This window comes from Sporanaerobacter acetigenes DSM 13106, assembly GCF_900130025.1.
Classification (GTDB): Bacteria; Bacillota; Clostridia; order Tissierellales; family Sporanaerobacteraceae; genus Sporanaerobacter; species Sporanaerobacter acetigenes.
Genome location: NZ_FQXR01000004.1, coordinates 19,968 through 39,581 on the forward strand (window position 1 = coordinate 19,968; position 19,614 = coordinate 39,581).

A 19,614-nucleotide genomic window follows, 5' to 3' on the forward strand; every position below is an offset into this window, starting at 1 on the left:
TTTATTCCTCCTATTAAGTATTATTTAGACTCTCATTTTACCTGTTGAGCCTCTTTCAACTAACTTTATGTCGAGCTCATAAGTATCTTTTGAATTGAGTTTTCCCATTGTGGCATCTATAATAGTTTGAGATGCAAGAGAACCCAATTCATAAATTGGTTGGGCAATAGTAGTAAGTCCAGGTTCAACTATATCCCCAATTTGAACTCCATCAAATCCACAAACAGAAACGTCTCTTGGGACCTCCTTTCCCATAGCCTTTAGTTCCTTCATAGCACCAATAGCCATTAAATCATTGGCAGCAAATACTCCATCTATATTGGGATGTGTGTTCAAAAGAGATCTCATGGCTTGTCTACCTCCATCAATGGTGAAATCTCCATGTGAAATTAAGCTTGGATTATATAAGCCGTGACTCTTTAGTGTATCTTCAAACCCCTTCAATCTTTCCATAGATGTAACAAACTCACCAGGGCCAGATATATGTGCTATTTCTCTACAACCCAATTGAATCAAATGATTTGTAGCAATACAAGCCCCATCATAATTCTTACACTTTATGACAGTACATCCTCCAATAGTTGCAGCTCTATCCATAACTACCATTGGTATTTCCTTTTTTATTAAAGTATCTATATCTTCTTCGGTTAAAGTACTTGAAGCAAAAATAAATCCATCTATATACTTGTTGCTCATCGACTTTATGTAATCTTTTTCTCTCGTATTTTTGTTGTAAAAATTCCCAATAAATAAACTAAATCCATTTTTTTGTGCTACATCCTCTACTGCTCTAGCCAATTCTGAAAAAAAGGGATTTGATATATCTGGAACAACTAGTGCTATAGACATCATTTTCTTTCCTGCCAATACCCTGGCTGCGCTACTTGGCTTATACTTTAATTCTTCTATTGCATTTAAAACTTTTGCTCTAGTCTCTTCACTCACATAGTCACTACTATTCATGACCCTAGAAACTGTTGCAACAGAAACATTAGCCAAATTAGCCACATCTTTTATAGTAGACACATGAACACCCCCGTTTTATGTAAGCGGTTACACATTTGCTTATGTAAACGGTTACATAACTATGCTAATATTCTACTTCTTCATCTCTCCATTGTCAAGTCCAAAAGGTGGCAAGGAGACATTTTGTTTGCCACCTTTGGGGATGTAGATAAAGAAGAAAAAAGTCCACCTCATGGATATTTCTACCTGTAAGGCGGACTTTGCGACAGCGAGAACCGTCCCTGCTGTATCAGAATACTGGGCCTAATGTGTTCCAAGGATCTAATATTATTGGTTCTTGTTCGTAAGCTCTCAATATTTCTTCAGATACATATTTTTTATTGATAGCCACTCTTAAAACATATTCATCAAACCACTCATCACTCATTATATAGAAGCCTTTGTTTCCTGCTGCTTCTCCCCAGCTATTTTGAACTTTCCATCTATTTGGCTTGCCATTTACAAGATTGACTCCAGTAAAAGTCATTACATGGGATGAGCCGCTAGCTCTGTACATAAGTCTTTCTTCTTTATTCATATCAAATTTAGTATTTAAAACAGTTTCATAATTAAACAAATTCATGTCCATTATTCCAAATTCTCTATGAGACATCTTTCCTACATCACAGCCGAAGGAAACCTGCTCTCCGCCCTTGATTTGAGCTATAGCCAATTCTTTTAAAGTATTTATATCAACATTTAGATACTTAATTGGCTCATCATCTACTACATTGCCATGATATTTTATAGAATAGGTTTTCCCAAAAGGTTTATCTTCTGCTGGATAATTCACAAGTACTATATAGTCCTTTGGTTTTACTGTGGAATATTTATTGTAAAAGTCCAATGGAGTTATATCTTTTTCTCTGTGAAAATCTCCATTTACATCCCTATATTCAAAATCAAAAGTCTTTGGTGGTTCTCCAAGAAAATGACATAAAATATTGTAAATGTCTATTAGCATTTCTTCTTTTTTATCTCTTATAATTTCAATAGATTTGTTTTCTCTGTACATTTTTCTCAATACTTTGGCATATTCTCTCATCTTTTCATTCAATATTTGATTTAATACTTTTGAATCTTCTGAAGTTTTTGAATCTGGCATTGCATATTTAGGAACTACTCCATACTTTTCTATAAGTTTCGCAAATAATCCCCATCTTCCTCCTTCTTCTACGGGAGAATTTAAAAGTCCAATTACTTCATGATCATCTATATCCTTGTCAATAGTAGATATTATGTTTTCTAAAAATAAATTTGACTTTTCTAGCTTGTCCCAGAAAAATGTATAATTTTGAGAAAGCTCAAAGTTTTTATCTTTCATCTGTAAGCTTTCAGAAATACCATGTCTCACACAGTTCAAAGCAGCAAACATCCAGCATCTTCCTGTTTTCTTTTGATTTGTCACATCTCCTACATCTATTTCTTCTGAAAAATGATAATGCATATCTGCAACAGCTTCATGATTTAGTGCCACATCAACAAGACCATTTCTTATGACAGCATCTGAATATACCTTGTTATTTAAATCTGAATTATAATACCTTGAACATCTTTCAATAAGTTCATTTGTTACTGCTTTTTCATTCATAAAATATGCCTCCTATGTTTATTGATATTATTCATATGTTCCTGTCTTTAACAATTTTCCATCAACCATCATCAACTGACCTTTGGCAATCACAGTTTTTATTTCAAGATTGTCATCTACAATTAGAAAATCTGCATCTGAACCTTCCATTATTGTACCTTTTTGTGGATAAAGATTAAGTGCCCTTGATACATTGCTTGTGAAAAACTTCAAGGATTTTTCCATATCAAGCCCTAGTTCCAACACCATTGTTCCAAATTCTTCATAGAGACTACTTACTTGAGATACTCCTATTTTAGTCATATTGCCCTTATCATCATATCGAGACCAGCTTCCATATCCATCAGAGCTAATAGTTATGTTTTCTAATGGAACTCCTTCTAGTTCTGCTCTTTGAATAACTTTTCCTGGAGACAATTCTTTATTTGATCCACAGGTCAAATCAATTATACCACCGTTTTTAGCATACTCAAAAGATTCCATCAATAGCTCTTCTCTACGGTTCACATGAGTAGGCCTTATGGTTCTAATTGGTATATCTGTCTCCATGAGAACTTCATTTACCATACCAAGCCCTTTTTCTCCATCCCCCATATGAGCTACTACTATACCTGCTTTTCCGCTGAGCATTCCAGCAACCCTCGCATCTGAAGCAAGTCTTGCAAGTTCAGCTTTAGTCAAACTAGATGATCTGTGATCTGATAAAGCTATCTTAACTCCAATTATCTCTTCTACAAACACAATATCTTTTTTCACTGAATTCGTCAAAGTTGGCGAAGGAAGTTCATAGGCCCCAGTAAGTGCATAAGCGGAAATTCCTTCTTCTTTCAAAGCCTTAGCTTTTGCCACAAGGTTTTCTACGCTTCTTGTTGTAGCATCAGTCCCCAAAAGTCCTACTACAGTTGTGATTCCACTTTCTATAAGCTTGGACAAAGTAATTTCAGGTACCCTTGTTCTAAAACTGCCTTCACCTCCACCTCCGACAATATGTACATGATTGTCTATAAATCCAGGAATTAATTTTTTCCCTGCTCCATCTATTGTTTGAATTTTTTCAGAGAAAATTTCTATATTATCTTCTATCAAAACTATTTTTTCGCCGCAAACCAAAACATCTTTTCTCCCCATATATTCTGGATTATAAACTTCTATATTTTTTATAATTATCACAAATATCCCCCCATTCTTTTTGAATTCCTTCTATCTATATTATACACATGGTGGCAAGGGGACGTTTTGTTTGCCACCTAATTTGACCCATAATTCACGCTCGTGCAACGGGACTATTTTCGTCCAGCCAAACGAAACGTCCCCTTGGCGGACTTGCGACAGCGAGAACCGTCCCTACTGTCGCATTATATTGTCATATTTAATCATGGCTAGGGATGACAAGTTTACATTGTGTACATCTGCCTTGGTACATACTGCATTTTGGGGATGGAGTATAGGAACATTGGGAGCATCCTCAGATATTATCCTTTGAATCTCCATATATATCTCATCCCTTTTCTTAGGATTTGCCATCTGAGTTGCCTTTTCAACTAATTCCACCACTTGCTCATTTTCGTAAGCACTTAGATTGGTCTGATTTCCCGGCATAAACAAAGGCTTTATAAAAGATGATGGATCTAAAGTATCAGCATACCAGCCTGAAAAGTACATATCATAGCCTTCTTGTAATTCATGGGCCCTTGAAAGTTCTTCTCTTGAAACCTTTTTATATTTACAAGTAATTCCTACAGCCTTTAAGTCCTCTTCTACTAGTTTCAACATAGGATGGGGATTTTCTCCTGAAAGAAAAACTAAAGGTCGAGTCAAATCTATCCCTTCTTCCCTTATTATCCTTTTTGCCTTTTCTGGACTGTATTCATAACCCTCCACATGGTCATAAGGTATTATACCAGGAGGTACTATGCATTTAGCTGTTGTTGCAAGACCACCAAATATCTCGTCTATTATTCGCTTCTTGTTTATAGCATAGTTTATAGCTTGCCTCATCCTCTTTTGGGTATATGGTGAACTGGTATTTTTTAATTTAAACCCTACATAAAAAGTACCCACCAAATCTACAAAACTCATATTCTTACCTAGTTCATGAGACCTAATGGTTTCGTACTCTTTTTTGTTCTGTATAATATAGAAGTCATACTTTCCATTTATGAAATTGTCCAAAGAATCTTTGTCTCCAACTTTTACCTCCACTTCATCACAATAGGGCTTTCCCCCTAGATAATTGTCATGGGCTACTAAATGATACTCATCATCATTATAACTATCCAATACATAAGGACCACATCCTACAAAATTCCCTTTTTTAAGCTCCTCAGCATCCATCACTGAACAACAACCATGGGACAATAGTAATAAAAAACCAGCAAAAGGGCTCTCCAATTTGATGGATAATCTATACTGATCTAATACTTTAATCCCCTTAACTTCACTCTCCATTCCTTCCATGAATTTTTTTGCTCCTTCTATATAATCAATAAACCAAGTGTTTGGTGAACTTAATTTAGGTGAAAGTAGTCGCTCTAATGAGTATTTCACATCATAAGCTGTAACCTTTTTCCCATTATGAAAGGTGGCATCATTTCGCAGATTAAATATCCAAGTAAGATTATCATCCTCTACATGCCAGTTCTTAGCTATAGAGGGAAGTACATCTCCTGTATCACTTATAGTTAATAGGCCTGTGTGTATATTGTTTAGAAATCTCAAGGTTTCCATTACATTGGTCATAGCTGGGTCTAAGGTCTGTAAAGGTGATGAAAGGGCTAGATTTATAATTGTAGGCTCCTTTTCTCCAACAACTTCTTGTTGTTCTAATAGTTTTTTAGTCATTCCATCTAAAAGTTTGGTCACTTGATTTAACTCTTTCAATGTAGCCATTGTAAATTGTGTATTCATCATGGCACTTTCCACCATAGACATGGCCTTTTCTGAAGATTGCTGCATCTCATCAGTGGAAAGAACTATGGATTCAAGACTACTAGTCTGTGTAGAAATAGCTTCTGTTATCTCATTTATTAAATGAATCATACCCTTGATAGCTTCTTCAATCTCTTGGAAAGCTTTGCGGGATTCTTGGGCTACTGATGAACCTTCTCGAACTTTAATACTGCTGTCATCAACAGCTCTAATAGTGGTATTTACATTCTCTTGAATATTTTTAATAATATCCGATATATGGTCTGCCGATTCAGCACTTCTATCGGCTAGTTTTTTCACTTCAGTGGCTACAACTGCAAAACCTCTGCCCGCATCTCCTGCTCTAGCTGCTTCTATATTGGCATTTAGGGCTAATAAGTTAGTTTGTTTGGCAATACCCCTTATAATATTTAATACGTCCTCTATCTGACCAATACTTGTCTTTAGACTATCTATCTCATTTAACACATTGGACATGGATTGGTTTATTTCATCCATAGATTCAATAGTATTGTTAACAGCTTTACTTCCTTCTTCTACAATATCTAAAGTAGCACTTGCCGTCCTATAAGAATCGCTAGAACTGGCATGAAGCTCCTCTGCCATAGCAGAATAATGCCCTATTTCATCTACTACCGAATATATATGTCTTACCTGTTCTTCTACTCTATTGGCTATAGAGTCTATAGCATTAATCAAGTTTTCAGTCTGATTTGCAGAATCCTCTATTCTTCCCCCTAAATTGTGCAATAAATTTTCTTCATTTTGTTTGATTAAATTGAGTTGAAGTTCTACTGCAGAATCCTCCTCAGATGATGCAGCAACATATGTAGTCTCCTCAAGCTTGTCCCCCTTGGCATTTGATTTTCTCTTAAATATGTCAAACATTTTATCTCCTCCTAAATACCTAATACAAAATCATATTTATCTACAGTATAATTCAAAAATATGGTTTATTCAATAATTTTGTTCAATTATTTTAACCTTTCAGATAACTCTTCATGCGACAGCGGGGACGGTTCTCGCTGTCGCATCTTTACATATATTCGCTCCCCCATTGACACATAGCTTCTAAAATGGGCACAAGGGTTTTCCCTTTTTCAGTTAGCCAATATTCAACTTTAGGTGGTACTTGATTGTATTGCTCCCTATGAATTAAGCCTTGGGACTCTAAATCTTTTAATTGCTGACTTAACATCTTGTGAGTTATTCCATTAATGTTTCTTTTTATTTCTCCGTATCGCTTTACCTCACCTTGGGCTAAACACCATAATATAAGTGATTTCCATTTTCCCCCAATCACCTCTAAAGTATATTCCACTGGGCATCTGTATTTGCTAGTAGTATCATTGTCTATTATCATAATAATCACCTTGCTTTCTTTTTGGTTAGTATATTACTAATAAGTACATACTTGTATTGTTTATTATATGTTGTACAATTATAGTGTAATGTAAAAATATGATATTGTAAAGTTAATTCAAAAATTAGGAGGCTTTTAGTATGAAAAAGAAAAACATAGGTGCTGTATTTGCACTATATCCAACTCCAGATACTATAATAGGGACTGAAGTTGACGGCAAAGTAAATTGGGTAAATATCGCCCATATAGGCATAGTTGGAATGGACAAAGTGATGTTAAGTATGCACAAGTCACATTACTCTAATAAGGGAATAAAACAAAATAAAACTGCATCAGTAAATTTAGTCAATAAAGATATGCTAATTAAAGCTGATTATGTGGGAATCGTTTCTGGGCACAAAGTAGACAAATCTGATGTATTCGAGTATTATTATGGAAATCTAAAAGCTGCACCTTTAATTAAAGATTCCCCTATTTCTATGGAATGTGAACTTGTAGACAACTACGAAACAGAAGATGAAGATAATTTTATATTAAAGGTAGTAAATACTTATGTAAATGAAGATGTACTAGATGAAAATGGCAATATAGCTTATGAAAAGGCAAAGCCTGTACTATTTGAAATGCCAACAAAATCTTATCTAGAAACAGGAAACAAAGTGGGAAATTGCTGGAGTGATGGGAAAAAATTTAAATAATAAAACATTATTTTGCGACAGCGAGAACCTCCGCTGTCGCAATTAATTAGACCAAGCTTTCAATTTTTATATCTGTATCTCTTGACAAATCAATTATTTCTTCACCTATTTTTATGATGGGATTTATCAAATCATAAGGTGGAACATAAACTATTTCTCCAATCCTTCCATCACTCAATTTTACTTTTTCTCCTATGTAACAATTCACAATATTTTTAAAGAAAGTCATTGCAACACTTAAATCATAAGTTTCCATTCCACTTGCCTCAAATATCTTTATAGCCTCAAAAGGAGAAACTTTTTGTCTATATGGTCTATTTGAAGTAAGGGCTTCATAAAAATCAGCTACTGCTACAATTCTAGCATCCTTGCCAATTCTATTTCCCCTCAATCCATATGGATATCCACTCCCATCTTTTCTCTCATGATGAGACAATATTGCATCCTTTATATTTGTTCCTATATTCTCATCATCCTTAACCATTTCATAACCAAATACTGGATGTTTTTCTAATAGCTCTACTTCTTCTTTTGTCAAAACTCCCCTTTTATTTAGTACTTCAACAGGAATTCTATACTTCCCTATATCATGTAATATTCCAGCCATAGCAAATTCTTTCATCTTTTCATCATCACATCCTAGCCATTTACCTATCAATGCTGTATAAATACCTACATTGATACAATGATGATAAGTATAATCATCAAAAACCTTTAATCTGTTTATATATCTGACAGCACTATTTCCATAACTTACTTCATGAAATAAAGATAGCGATATTTTCTCAATAGCATCAAAATCCAACTCTTCTCCTTTAGATAAATCTACAATTACCTTTTTAACTAAATATACATTTGAATCATATTCTTCTTTGAAACTTCTTATATGAGATTCATATCCGCCCAGTTCATTATCCACATTGTCAAATTCATATATAACAATAGTTTCAATATTGAAATAATTTAGCTTGTCCATTATATAATTTGTCAAAAAAGTATTTTTGGAAACTATAAGCACCCCATCATCACTAAAAACATCTTCTGCAATAATTGCATTTTCCCTACACATTTTTACATCAACATGTTTTTTTGCCATACCGATCACCTATTCCCTATATAGTATTTTCCTTACTTAAATACAAGTAAAATATACAATATTGATAAAATTATGTCAACATTTCCCTGCATAAAAGTACTTTAGTCCTATATGTCTATATTCTTTAGCTTAAATTTATAATAATCTCTAATGAGCTCATCTAAATACCTGCTCAATTCAATGACCTCTGGAGCACTTAAATTATATTCATTTTTATTTATCAAATCATAAAGCCTATATTTAACTTCCTCAATTTCTTCTATGAGATTTATCAATTCTCCCTTCCTTCTCAAAATTCCTACCTCTTTTCTATACTTAATTTCCAAGTTTATCTATGATCCCATATCAATCATTTTCCCGTTTCCCCATATATTTCTTATGTAACTATATATCTATTGTATTATAGTGTCAATATTGTAAGTCTTTAACTTTTTGAAACAATTAGAGATAAAATCTTATATAAAAGCTGCCTCATAGATAAAGATACCTTTTTTACCTATGAGGCAGCTTTCTCTCCCCTAAGTTTATAAATTGTTTATTGGTCTATATTTATCCGTCCATTCTCTCTCCAAAGCATCAACAAATTCCTTTGAATTTGTTGCAAACCAACCTACTCTAGTTACCGATTTTGATTTTTCACTTGAAATTGCATTTTGTATTTCGTTCCTTAATTCTCCTATTCCAGCCTTTCCTATATATTTCACATCCATGTCAGAATCAATAAAAACATACACTCCTCCTATATTTGGAGTTTTCTTTTCAGCATTTTCTAAATTGTACCACCTCCCTTTATCTGCTATTCTTCCATCTCTTTCATCAATTGGATTCCACTTCATTTAACCTGCCCCCTTGTTATATTCCAAATATATCAATATCTTCTACCCCTTCTCCCCTATTTTCGCATATTAGAAATAATATATATTATATTTCTACAATTATCTATAATTTCCTTCATAAAATTTTAGACATATTTTTGCATTTTTCTTGTTTTTGTCGAAGTTCATATAATAATGTAGATTCATCTAAATCTATCATGTCATAAGTAATGAATTCGCCTTTCTTTACATTTCTAGTCACCACAGTTCTATCATTTATCAACCCTATAGGGACTAAGTTTTCACTTTTGGCTATTTCATATTTTTCTAAACTTCCATAAACCGTATATCCTCCTATGCCGTCCAATGTATCTCCAGCTTTTAAATCTTTTTTTGCTACTGTGATAGTATCCGCTACCGCACCGCAAATAGGAGCTATTGTAGACTCATTGTTCACACATGCATTATAAATAGTAAAGGGGGTTTCTAAACTAGTGAGATGATATGGTCTATAAAGAAGATAGTTTGGACCTGAACCCATTTTCAAATATTCCAATTGACTATGTATTTCTTCTAAATCTGTTGTAAATAAAAGATACACTCCAGGAGCAATTCCCCTCACATAATCGACTATATAAAAACTTTCAAGAACTCCTCCATCTTTTTTTAGTCTTAAATGATCTTTTAAATCATTTATATTGCTCTCTATACCATGACATCCTCTAATATCAGGAACAAATCCAGTTGCATTGCCCATACAATTAAGTTCTATCATAGTATTGGTTCCATCAATAAATCCAGCTAACATATTAGGTTTTAATTCCTTTTTTATAGCTTCTTTATACACTGTATCAGGATTTGCGGAAAAATCCACAGGATTGTTCTTTCCTTTTCCCATAGCTAAAACCTCAAATCCCAAGCCAACTGCAAAATCATAAAGTTCTATAGCTGCTCCAGGCTCATCCCCTGCAGTTCCTGTATATACTACTCCTTCCTCTTTTGCATATCTATATAATATAGGTCCCACAACTGAATCAGCCTCTACATTTAGCATTATGATATGCTTATGATTTTTTATTGCTGCCATTGCAATCTCTGCCCCAGCCTCTGGAACTCCTGTAGCATCTACCACTGCTTGTATTTCATTAGCCTTTACTGCAACATCTATGTATTCAGATACAACATACTTTCCTTTCTCAATAAAAGCATTCGTTTCACTTACAGAATTTGATACGGCTATATCTTCTTTTCTTATTCCTGCCAATTCAAGAGCATATATTGCCTTTTCTACATTTCTATTCACTACTATAGATGGAATCATTCCTTTGATTCTACTCATCTGATTGACCAATCCTCTGCCCATCTTTCCAGCCCCTATTATGGCTACTTTTATCGACTCATTTTGTTCTGACAACTCTTTTAATACTCTATTCATTCTTAGCATATTCTCATCCTTTCGATATTTGGAATACAAAAGTCTATCTTTAATCACAATTTAATATATAGTCTTTATAAATTTTAACATATTCTAATACATTATATAACATTTTTTCATCAATAAGTTTAATATATATTTAAAAACCGCCCCACAAGTATTTCTACCTATGAGGCGGGTTTTACAAAGCAGGAACAATTAAATCAATATAATAATTCATATAATCAGGATACTTAGGGTTCTCTAGAGTAAGGTGAAGTTTACAGCAATAAGATTGCTGTCCCTTGTGTAGCAAATAGCTATTAAATTATTTAATAGCTATATATGGGTTTTGAGATTTTATTGTCCATAATTCATCTGATATTCTCTCAAAATAAATTCCTCTCATTCTGGTTAGTTTATCAAATAGCCCTTCATTCTTGAATTTAACTCCCAACCTTATTTCATAATCAAAAGAACAAACATAATATCTACCATTGACCTTTTTTATTAAAATCTTATCGACGCTTTCAAGTTTAGGACTCACCAACCTCAACCTAATATTTCTTATTGTATTTATCTTATTATTCTGGTTCTCTCTATTAAATGCATTTAACCAACTAATTGTTTCCTCTGAATATCCGCTTAATTTTTCTTCTATATTACTAGATATCTCAAGTAAAAACAATTTCATATCTGGTATACTAATATCAATGTCTATATTATTCTTGTTGGAAATTTCCAAGGCTACCTCTCTAGAACGTATCCCTGCCAAATATATTTTAGTACTAGTTATATCAGGTAAACCTACTTCAGAAAATAAAGCTACATTTTCAACAACCTTAGATTCTTCATTAAACCCCATTTGCTGCATTTTCTTAACTATTGAACTGACTATCCACGGAAAATGAGCTCTATAATATTCATCAATTAGCTTTAAAGCCATACTGTCAAATTTACTAATTTTGTTTATAGGTATTCCATTAAACCATAATTCTCTAACTCCATCTACATTGACATCTTTATCCTTTTCTATTATAGTATTGATATTTTTAGTAGGAAATTTACAAATAGTTTCATCTAAATATTTTATTAAATCTAGTAAAAACTCAGTACTTTGATTAGAACTCATATATTCAACAACCTTTTGAACAATTTCATCTAATATTTCAGAAATTGCTATACTCACCCTTAATGATATACTTGTATTTACATGTTTAGACCAATTATTTGAATCTCCTGCTATTTTAATAATGCCCTCGTTCCTTGATTTCAACATTTGCTACTTTGCCTTTATCAAAATATCCACGACATTTTTCAATCTGTTCATTTACATTCCATTCATCTTTACTTCTATCTATGGCATAAAGTATCTTACCTTCTGTATCAACAAAGGATCTTCCAGCTCTACCTGCTATATTCCAAAAATCCTTATTCTCAATTGTAATATTTTTATCAAGATAAACATTAGAAATAATTACTGTTGAAACCCCAATATTGACTCCTTGGGCTAATGTTGATGTTGCAATAATTATCTTAGGACAATCATTACTCATTAATCGTTCCATATACATTTTTACATCCGTTGGCAATTTAGAATAATGGCAAACAATCCCTTGCATTATGAATTTAAAAATTTCTGAATTTTCTCCATATGCCTCTTTGCAAGCTAACTTAACTAACTCTAAAGTATTTATATCTTTCCACTGATGTGAAATATTTTTTCCCTTCATTATTTTACTTATTTCTCTTGCTTGTGATAAAACCATGTTAGTTTTACCAACATAAATTAATACTGAACCATTTGAAAGCAATTTTACAGCTGTAGCAGCTATAGCCTGCTTTTTATCCTCCGGAAAATATTTATCTTTAATTAATCTTCCACTTTTTGTTATTCTGTGCTTTCTAATTACCTTAGGCTCTATGAACTTATTATTAAATGATTTATATTTACCTAGCCATATCAAATTAACAGCATTATTTGATAATTCCAAAATTCCTAACCTTTGAGATGATGGCCTCCAGTTTGAATAAGCAACTTGACTTTCTTCGCCTGTAATCCATTTAGAAAAATCCGATAAATTTGGTAAAACGGCCGATAAAAATATCATTTTCCCGTTATTATCTTTGAGTGTAATCTTTAACTCTTCAATAAACAACTCATTGATTATGTATCTATATTGATTGCCTATTAAATGACCTTCATCAACAATAACTAATTTTAGCTTTCCTAAAATAGTATCATTAGACCTAATAATTGATTTTGCTTTTTCTGGTGTTGCAATTATAACATGGGAATCTTCTATTAATTTCCTATCTGCTTGGGTATACTGTGAATTTCCATATAAATTTGATAGTTTATATCCAATCATCCCCAATGTATTGGAAAGAGAGTTTTCAACTTCATGCGCTAAAGATCTAAACGGCGCTATATAAAAACATATAGAATCAGGATTTTCAATTAGACTTTTCAATATCGCTAATTCAGCAATTTTAGTTTTCCCAGAATTTGTAGGTATACTAATTATAGCACCTTTATCAGATTTGATTTGCTCCAGACAATCAATTTGAGACTTAAAAAGCTCTGTTACAGGTCTTGATTTATATATATTTGCATTAACATAATCTCTTACAATACTGTAATTATCTTTATCTATTGTGGAATCAATAGCTCCCCATAAAGAATAATCTTTATAATTATAGTTAATTATTTGTAGAAGTCTAAAAATCCACCACATATGTGGTTCTTCATTTATACTAGAAAGTACAATTAAATCTTCAATTATTTCTTCTGACATTTTCAAATAATCTTCATTTCCATTATATATATACATTATTATATTTAAAAAATAATTTGACATAAGATATATATAAACATCAGTATCTTTCTCAACATCTTGCTTTTTAAATTTATCAAACAATATATCATCAATAAAAATTTGCAATTTTGAAAATTGTTTTGTTAAAAACAATTTAATAAGATTTGCAATTATTGTATCCGTTTCAATTCTATTAAGAATCACATAAGCTTTAGAGTATTGAGAAGAAGCATAATAAGCTAAAGAGCAAATAATACTATAATAATCTTTATATGGAAACTTACAATCTTTGAAACAATAAATATGTTCTAAGATTGTTGCAGCTTTTTCTAAAGCATTACATGCTTTAATTTTTTCATCATTGAAAAAGAAATTATAACCGCAAGTTAAATAGTTAATAGCTATACTCGTACATCTTTCATCTAAGTTCAAAGTATATTTCGGAAAATTTTCAAATTTTTCTTTTACACAATACAAAATATATCTTGAATCTGCTTGAGCTATAAAATTTTGAATAATTTGGTTTTTTTCATAATCATCAAACAACTGACTTAAATCCTTAATATACATAAGAAAGCTCCCCTTCAAGCCCTTTTTTAGCTAAATTAAAAGTTGAATTTAAAAAACCTATAGGATCATCAATATTCATAGTAATTATCAAAAAATTCTTATTTTTAGAACTCATATGCCTCTCTACAGCCCTATGAGCAGATGAATCAGATACTATAAGCCCAATATTTTTAATATCTATGCTCCCATAAGGTATACAAGCTTCAACTTCTGATACCTTTTCAGCTAGCTCATAATTATGTTCATCATACAGACGATCAGCTATAAAACTCAACGAAGTGGGCAGCATAATTTCTACCCCAAATTTATTTGAAATATCATCAACAACTTTCTTATCTGCCTTTGACCTAAACTTGCTTTCTCCTACTAATACCCTATTATTATCTACAAGTAATACATCATCTCCTTTCATTGATTGATCAACGTTCGGATTGTATCGTAGTCTATATATAAGGATATCTATGTTTGAAGTTGCACTCAAATATTCAGATAAAACAACCTCACCTAAATTACCTTTTCGAGTTTTATCTGATGTTGGGAAAATGTTCAAACTATCTGCATACTTTTTAAACTCGTACTTTTCTAACATTTCCTTCTTTTTTTCAACTGATACTTCTTTCTTTCTGACAAATGATACTTAATCAACCATTTAGCTATCTCTTTTACATAGTCATCTCTTTTACAGTCAATTTCCATTAATGACCTATGAACTTTACCATTAGAACAAGGCATGTCCCTACAAACAAGGCAAGTAGCAAAAACACTATCTTCAGTCGGATGCTTTCCTATCATCTTATCTTGAACTGTAAAAGTATCACTATAACCCTCCAAATTATTTCACCCTTTCTCTGTTTTCTTGAAAAATCTTGTTTGGTACAAAAATAAAATCTTTCTTTTATATTTCTATACATTTCTACATATTATTTTTTATATCCTCCAATAAAATCAATATATTTTTCTACATTTTTCGACTTCAAGCTCATTAATCTTCATTATAATCTTAACACCATAAATAAACTAAACCGTACCCTCTGGGCACGGTTTAAAAAGCATGTCTATACAAGCAAAATCATCTTCATTTTTATGTGTTTTTAAGTTTAATTTAATCATCGCACTGATTCTTAAAGTAAATTTTGATGTTTTGCCTCCCTAAGTTTATGCTACTTTACTCTCCTAAGTATTATTTCTTCATGTTTAGACACTTCTTCCTGAATTCTATCTAGCTTATCAGAATTTTGTTTATAACCATCAAATAAGACATCTAATTTAGGCATAATCTCGTGTTCAATTTTAGTATTCGTTTTTTTAGCTTCATTCTCTACGCCGTCTATCCTTGAATTGACTTGCTTAAAGCCTCCTTGCATTTCATTCTCTACGCCATCCATCCTTGAATTAACTTGCTTAAAACCTCCCTGCATTTCATTCTCTACGCCGTCTATCCTTAAATTAACTTGCTTAAAGCCTCCTTGCATTTCATTCTCTACGCCGTCTATTCTTGAATTAACTTGCTTAAAGCCTCCTTGCATTTCATTATACATCTTTGTCATAAATTCAAATAATTGGTCGTTTGTAATGTTTATATCCTTCCCATCATCCATCCCAATATACACCTCCGCACTTAAACTAAATATATTATATCATTTATTTATCATCCTATTCAATACAATTAATTTTGTGGCCAGCCAAACGAAACGTCCCCATGGCGGTATGAGTATTAAAATTTAACTTCAGAAACTATTTCTTGCAATTTGTCTGATACTTCTTTGTTCTTTTTCATTATGTCGTTTATATTGTTTATTGCTTCTACTACATTCATATTCTTTTCAGCTATACTGGTTGTAGCTTTTGCTGACTCTTCTACTGTTACAGATATATCTTTTATGGAATTTGCTATTTGATTTATGGTTGCTGTAAGTTCTTCCGTTGTTGCAGATAAATTTGAAATAATGCTGTTTAGTGATGAACCATCATCTTTGTACTGATCTACAGCCTCTACCATCATTTCATAATCTCCCATTACATCCTTTTCTAGAAAAGCTACCAATTCATTTGTATTGTCTACCAATTTTTTTACTGCTCCAGTTATGCTTTGAGTTACATTTTGTATTTCTCCTGCTGTTTGATTTGAGTTTTCTGCCAGTTTCCTTATTTCATCTGCTACTACAGCAAATCCCTTTCCAGTATCTCCTGCTCTTGCTGCTTCTATGGCTGCATTTAAAGCTAGTAGACTTGTTTGTTCTGATATTTCCAATATGGCGTTGGATAATATATCTATTTGTTCTACTTCCTTTGCTGATTTTATGGCCTCTTCTATTTCTTTTCTTGTGTTTTCATATATGTTCATGGTATTGTCTTTAGCTGTAATAAATTGATTGTTCAACCCTTCTGCTTTTGTGCTTATGTCCCTTGATGTAGAAGCTCCTTCTTCTACTTCTTCTGCAAAATCTGATATAGCTTTATCTATTTCAACAGAGGATTCATTTATAGCTATAGTTGAAGCTGATGTTTCTTCCATCCCTGCTGAAAGTTCTTCTGTTGTTGCTGATGTTTCTTCTGCTTGACTAAGTAAAAAATTCAATTTTTCTATAGTTTTTTCATATACTTCATGATTTTTTTCTATAGAATCTTGTAGATCTTTCATGAACACCTTTTGTTTTTCAATTATACTTTGGAAAGATCTATACATTTGACCTATTTCATCTTTTCTCTTTAAATCCTTTTCATCTATTGTAGCAAGGAAATTTAAATTCCCTATGTCTTCAGCAATATTTGCTGTATGCACTATTGGTTTTGCAATGGAATTTGACATATATAATGATATTAGTAAAGATACCACCAATACAATTATAGTTGCTATCAAAGTATATAAATTTGCCTTTTGGATGGCTCCCATGGTGTGCTGTGCAGAAACTCCAACTCCTACCTTCCAGTTAGATTCTGCTACATCTCCAAAAAAGAAAAATCTATCAACTCCATCATAGTCTTTTATTCCTCTATTTTTTAAGCTTAAATTTTTCCCTTCCATTATATTCTTAAGCTTTCCATTCAATATATCAGCAATATTTACATATCCATCTTTTTTGGGCTTGAATTCTTCATTTGTATGAGTGATAATATTTCCACTACTATCAATTAAAAATGCATGAGAACCTTTTCCTACATCTACAACTGAAATCATATCTACTAAATAGTTAATTTTAATATCGCTTCCTATGACACCCTTTCTCCCATCTAGAGTACTAAAGGCCTTTGAAATTGTAATGACCACTCCTTTAGTCATAGCATCCATATAAGGCTCTGATATATAGAAATCATCAGTCTCCGTAGCCCCTATATACCAATCTCTAGAAGTTGGATCAAATGTATCGCCTGGAATCCAACCGCTACCAGATATAAATGATTTATCCGAAAAAGCTATATAATACTCATTTCCAGGATTTCTTTCCCCTGCTTTCTTTAAATAATTGTAAACAAATTTATATTCAAAATTGTTGTTTACAATCATATCTTCAATGACTTCATGTATTGAATCTTTTTGCAGAGCCATCCATTTATCTATATCTTTAGCTATTCCTGTAGCCTCTAATTGAACTTTATTATTTACCTCAGCTTCTAATTTTTTTATGGACACCATATAGTTGATTGTAGATACAGACAATATACTAACAATACATACCAAAACAGTGAACAATACAACTTTAGTTTTTAATTTCATCTCTATTCTCCTCTCTTTTAATAATTTCATCTAATAGCATATATTTTTTTGAAAATTCAATTTTTATCACTATACATATTTCTACATATTTCATTAAAATCCTCTATATTTTTTCATAATTTTTCTTTTTATGTATAAAAACCCGTCCCACAAGTATTTCTACCTATGAGGCGGGTTTTGGTCTTCTTATTGTCTATTTGTTTAAATAAAAGGCCTTATAACCTTTATATGCCATATAAACATCCACTTTGCTGACAGCTTCATAAGGTGCATGCATACTAAGTACCGGAACACCACAATCTATCACTTCAATACCATAAGCTGCTATCATATATGCAATTGTTCCATTGTCTTCTTGATCTACTTTCCCCAACTCACCAATTTGCCACTTAACATTGTTGTCATCAAACAGTCTTCTTACAAGCTCAAAGTATTCAGAATTTGCATCATTTCCACGGTTTTTTCCTTCACTACCTGTTTCTTTAACCAATGCTACTCCTCTTCCCGCATGAGCTGTATTTCGCTTGTCAAATACATCTGGAAAATTGGGATCATAAGAAGAAACAACATCAGCAGATAATGCCAAAGTATTTGACAAAGTTCTAGCCACAGCTAATGGGCTACAATCTTCTCCCAATAGGGATAATATCTCTATTACCGAATATTCAAAAAATTTTGATTGCATACCTGTATTCCCTATACTGCCAACCTCTTCTTTATCCACAAATATTGCCATACATGTCCTGTCTGGATTTTCTACTTCCAATATAGCATTCAAACAAGCATAAGAACATACTTTATCATCTTGAGCATAGGCTACAATTAGTCCTTTATCCAATCCTAAATCCCTTGCTTTTCCTACTGGCACTGCTTCCAATTCAGCAGTTATGAAATCTTCCTCTTTTATTCCATACTTCTCATTTAATATATTCAATATATTGTATTTAATCCTATCATCAATATTTTCATTATCAAAGGGAATACTTCCAACTACAATATTTAATCCTTCACCTTGGATAGCTTCTTTAAGTTTCTTCTCGTATTGGTCCTTAGCTAAATGAGGCAACAAATCTGTTATAAAAAATACCGGCTCCTTTTCATCTTCACCTATTGCTACTTCTACTTTAGAACCATCTCTCTTAATCACTATACCATGTAATGAAAGAGGAATAGTCACCCACTGATATTTCTTAAGTCCACCATAATAATGAGTCTTAAGCAATGCCAATTCTGAATCCTCATACAATGGATTTGCTTTAATATCTAATCTTGGAGAATCTATATGAGCTCCAATGAAATTCATTCCATTTAAAATGCTCTCTTTTCCTATTACAAATAAAGCTACACCCTTGTTTCTATTGTTTGAATATAGCTTCATGCCAGGAATTAGTTTTTCATTGTTTTCAATCAATTCACTTATTGGTTTGAAACCATTTTCTTCTGCTCTTCTAATTATTTCCCTAGTAGCTTCTCTTTCTGTCTTGCTATTATTTAAAAATTCTTTATAATCTTCAGCCATTTCAAATACTTCATTTTTCTCTCTACTTGAAATATTTTTCCATGCACTATCAAACTCAAATGCCAATTCGTTTCTTTTCAT

Annotated in this window: 17 protein-coding genes; 1 reads left to right on the plus strand and 16 read right to left on the minus strand. The window is 32.3% G+C overall.

Annotation, left to right across the window (positions count from 1 at the left end; all coding sequences use genetic code 11):
- Positions 1 to 24: 24 nt before the first annotated feature.
- From BUA21_RS04175 to BUA21_RS04195, 5 genes are all read right to left on the minus strand, one after another.
- Positions 25 to 1,026 (minus strand): LacI family DNA-binding transcriptional regulator, encoded by a 1,002-nt coding sequence (locus BUA21_RS04175; RefSeq protein ID WP_072743481.1) that lies wholly within the window; start codon positions 1,024 to 1,026, stop codon positions 25 to 27.
- A gap of 229 nt (positions 1,027 to 1,255) precedes the next feature.
- Positions 1,256 to 2,596 (minus strand): C1 family peptidase, encoded by a 1,341-nt coding sequence (locus BUA21_RS04180; RefSeq protein WP_072743483.1) that lies wholly within the window; start codon positions 2,594 to 2,596, stop codon positions 1,256 to 1,258.
- A gap of 27 nt (positions 2,597 to 2,623) precedes the next feature.
- Positions 2,624 to 3,766 carry a beta-aspartyl-peptidase gene (gene iadA, locus BUA21_RS04185; RefSeq protein WP_072743485.1) on the minus strand — a complete coding sequence of 381 codons (1,143 nt, stop codon included), beginning with the start codon at positions 3,764 to 3,766 and terminating at the stop codon, positions 2,624 to 2,626.
- Positions 3,767 to 3,940: 174 nt separating this feature from the next.
- The gene (locus BUA21_RS04190; RefSeq protein WP_084604143.1) at positions 3,941 to 6,412 is read right to left on the minus strand and encodes an ABC transporter substrate-binding protein; all 2,472 of its coding nucleotides are present in this window, start codon (positions 6,410 to 6,412) and stop codon (positions 3,941 to 3,943) included.
- 148 nt (positions 6,413 to 6,560) lie between these two features.
- Complete coding sequence (locus tag BUA21_RS04195) at positions 6,561 to 6,887, minus strand: winged helix-turn-helix transcriptional regulator (protein WP_199228940.1); 327 nt, start codon at positions 6,885 to 6,887, stop codon at positions 6,561 to 6,563.
- 140 nt (positions 6,888 to 7,027) lie between these two features.
- Here BUA21_RS04195 and BUA21_RS04200 point away from each other — a divergent pair, with 140 nt between their 5' ends.
- Positions 7,028 to 7,585 carry a flavin reductase family protein gene (locus tag BUA21_RS04200; RefSeq protein WP_072743487.1) on the plus strand — a complete coding sequence of 186 codons (558 nt, stop codon included), beginning with the start codon at positions 7,028 to 7,030 and terminating at the stop codon, positions 7,583 to 7,585.
- Between the two features lie 46 nt (positions 7,586 to 7,631).
- On the opposite strand, the gene BUA21_RS04205 is transcribed toward BUA21_RS04200, so the two are convergent.
- The 11 genes from BUA21_RS04205 to BUA21_RS04250 form a co-directional block, all read right to left on the minus strand.
- Positions 7,632 to 8,681 carry an HD-GYP domain-containing protein gene (locus BUA21_RS04205; RefSeq protein ID WP_072743489.1) on the minus strand — a complete coding sequence of 350 codons (1,050 nt, stop codon included), beginning with the start codon at positions 8,679 to 8,681 and terminating at the stop codon, positions 7,632 to 7,634.
- Between the two features lie 107 nt (positions 8,682 to 8,788).
- Positions 8,789 to 8,974: an aspartyl-phosphate phosphatase Spo0E family protein gene (locus BUA21_RS04210; protein WP_072743490.1), complete on the minus strand. Its 186-nt coding sequence runs from the start codon at positions 8,972 to 8,974 to the stop codon at positions 8,789 to 8,791.
- A 231-nt stretch (positions 8,975 to 9,205) separates the two neighbouring features.
- Positions 9,206 to 9,517, minus strand: coding sequence for a DUF7508 domain-containing protein (locus BUA21_RS04215; protein ID WP_072743491.1), 312 nt, complete (start codon positions 9,515 to 9,517; stop codon positions 9,206 to 9,208).
- A 115-nt stretch (positions 9,518 to 9,632) separates the two neighbouring features.
- Positions 9,633 to 10,931 (minus strand): NAD(P)H-dependent oxidoreductase, encoded by a 1,299-nt coding sequence (locus BUA21_RS04220; protein WP_234973673.1) that lies wholly within the window; start codon positions 10,929 to 10,931, stop codon positions 9,633 to 9,635.
- Positions 10,932 to 11,238: 307 nt separating this feature from the next.
- Entirely contained in the window at positions 11,239 to 12,189 is a 951-nt protein-coding gene (locus tag BUA21_RS04225) for a hypothetical protein (RefSeq protein WP_072743493.1), read from the minus strand.
- Positions 12,158 to 14,299 carry a DEAD/DEAH box helicase gene (locus BUA21_RS04230; protein WP_072743494.1) on the minus strand — a complete coding sequence of 714 codons (2,142 nt, stop codon included), beginning with the start codon at positions 14,297 to 14,299 and terminating at the stop codon, positions 12,158 to 12,160. The genes BUA21_RS04225 and BUA21_RS04230 overlap by 32 nt, the downstream gene beginning before the upstream one ends.
- A complete protein-coding gene (locus BUA21_RS04235) occupies positions 14,289 to 14,888 on the minus strand; it encodes a Hachiman antiphage defense system protein HamA (protein ID WP_200796505.1) in 600 nt (199 codons plus the stop codon). The genes BUA21_RS04230 and BUA21_RS04235 overlap by 11 nt, the downstream gene beginning before the upstream one ends.
- On the minus strand, positions 14,882 to 15,130 hold the full coding sequence (locus BUA21_RS14875; protein ID WP_200796506.1) for a hypothetical protein: 249 nt from the start codon (positions 15,128 to 15,130) through the stop codon (positions 14,882 to 14,884). The genes BUA21_RS04235 and BUA21_RS14875 overlap by 7 nt, the downstream gene beginning before the upstream one ends.
- Positions 15,131 to 15,459: 329 nt before the next feature.
- Entirely contained in the window at positions 15,460 to 15,897 is a 438-nt protein-coding gene (locus tag BUA21_RS14880; protein ID WP_200796507.1) for a hypothetical protein, read from the minus strand.
- A 116-nt stretch (positions 15,898 to 16,013) separates the two neighbouring features.
- On the minus strand, positions 16,014 to 18,014 hold the full coding sequence (locus tag BUA21_RS04245) for a methyl-accepting chemotaxis protein (protein WP_072743495.1): 2,001 nt from the start codon (positions 18,012 to 18,014) through the stop codon (positions 16,014 to 16,016).
- A gap of 193 nt (positions 18,015 to 18,207) precedes the next feature.
- Positions 18,208 to 19,614: an aminopeptidase gene (locus tag BUA21_RS04250; RefSeq protein WP_072743496.1), complete on the minus strand. Its 1,407-nt coding sequence runs from the start codon at positions 19,612 to 19,614 to the stop codon at positions 18,208 to 18,210.

Coding starts and splice junctions, on each gene's coding strand:
- BUA21_RS04235 (WP_200796505.1), bottom strand. CDS start 14,888: ATGTTAGAAAAGTACGAGTTTAAAAAGTATGCAGATAGTTTGAACATT.
- BUA21_RS14880 (WP_200796507.1), bottom strand. CDS start 15,897: ATGGATGATGGGAAGGATATAAACATTACAAACGACCAATTATTTGAA.
- BUA21_RS04190 (WP_084604143.1), bottom strand. CDS start 6,412: ATGTTTGACATATTTAAGAGAAAATCAAATGCCAAGGGGGACAAGCTT.
- BUA21_RS04180 (WP_072743483.1), bottom strand. CDS start 2,596: ATGAATGAAAAAGCAGTAACAAATGAACTTATTGAAAGATGTTCAAGG.
- BUA21_RS04215 (WP_072743491.1), bottom strand. CDS start 9,517: ATGAAGTGGAATCCAATTGATGAAAGAGATGGAAGAATAGCAGATAAA.
- BUA21_RS04220 (WP_234973673.1), bottom strand. CDS start 10,931: ATGAATAGAGTATTAAAAGAGTTGTCAGAACAAAATGAGTCGATAAAA.
- BUA21_RS04200 (WP_072743487.1), top strand. CDS start 7,028: ATGAAAAAGAAAAACATAGGTGCTGTATTTGCACTATATCCAACTCCA.
- BUA21_RS04245 (WP_072743495.1), bottom strand. CDS start 18,014: ATGAAATTAAAAACTAAAGTTGTATTGTTCACTGTTTTGGTATGTATT.
- BUA21_RS04250 (WP_072743496.1), bottom strand. CDS start 19,614: ATGAAAAGAAACGAATTGGCATTTGAGTTTGATAGTGCATGGAAAAAT.
- BUA21_RS04205 (WP_072743489.1), bottom strand. CDS start 8,681: ATGGCAAAAAAACATGTTGATGTAAAAATGTGTAGGGAAAATGCAATT.
- BUA21_RS04195 (WP_199228940.1), bottom strand. CDS start 6,887: ATGATAATAGACAATGATACTACTAGCAAATACAGATGCCCAGTGGAA.
- BUA21_RS04225 (WP_072743493.1), bottom strand. CDS start 12,189: ATGTTGAAATCAAGGAACGAGGGCATTATTAAAATAGCAGGAGATTCA.
- BUA21_RS04230 (WP_072743494.1), bottom strand. CDS start 14,299: ATGTATATTAAGGATTTAAGTCAGTTGTTTGATGATTATGAAAAAAAC.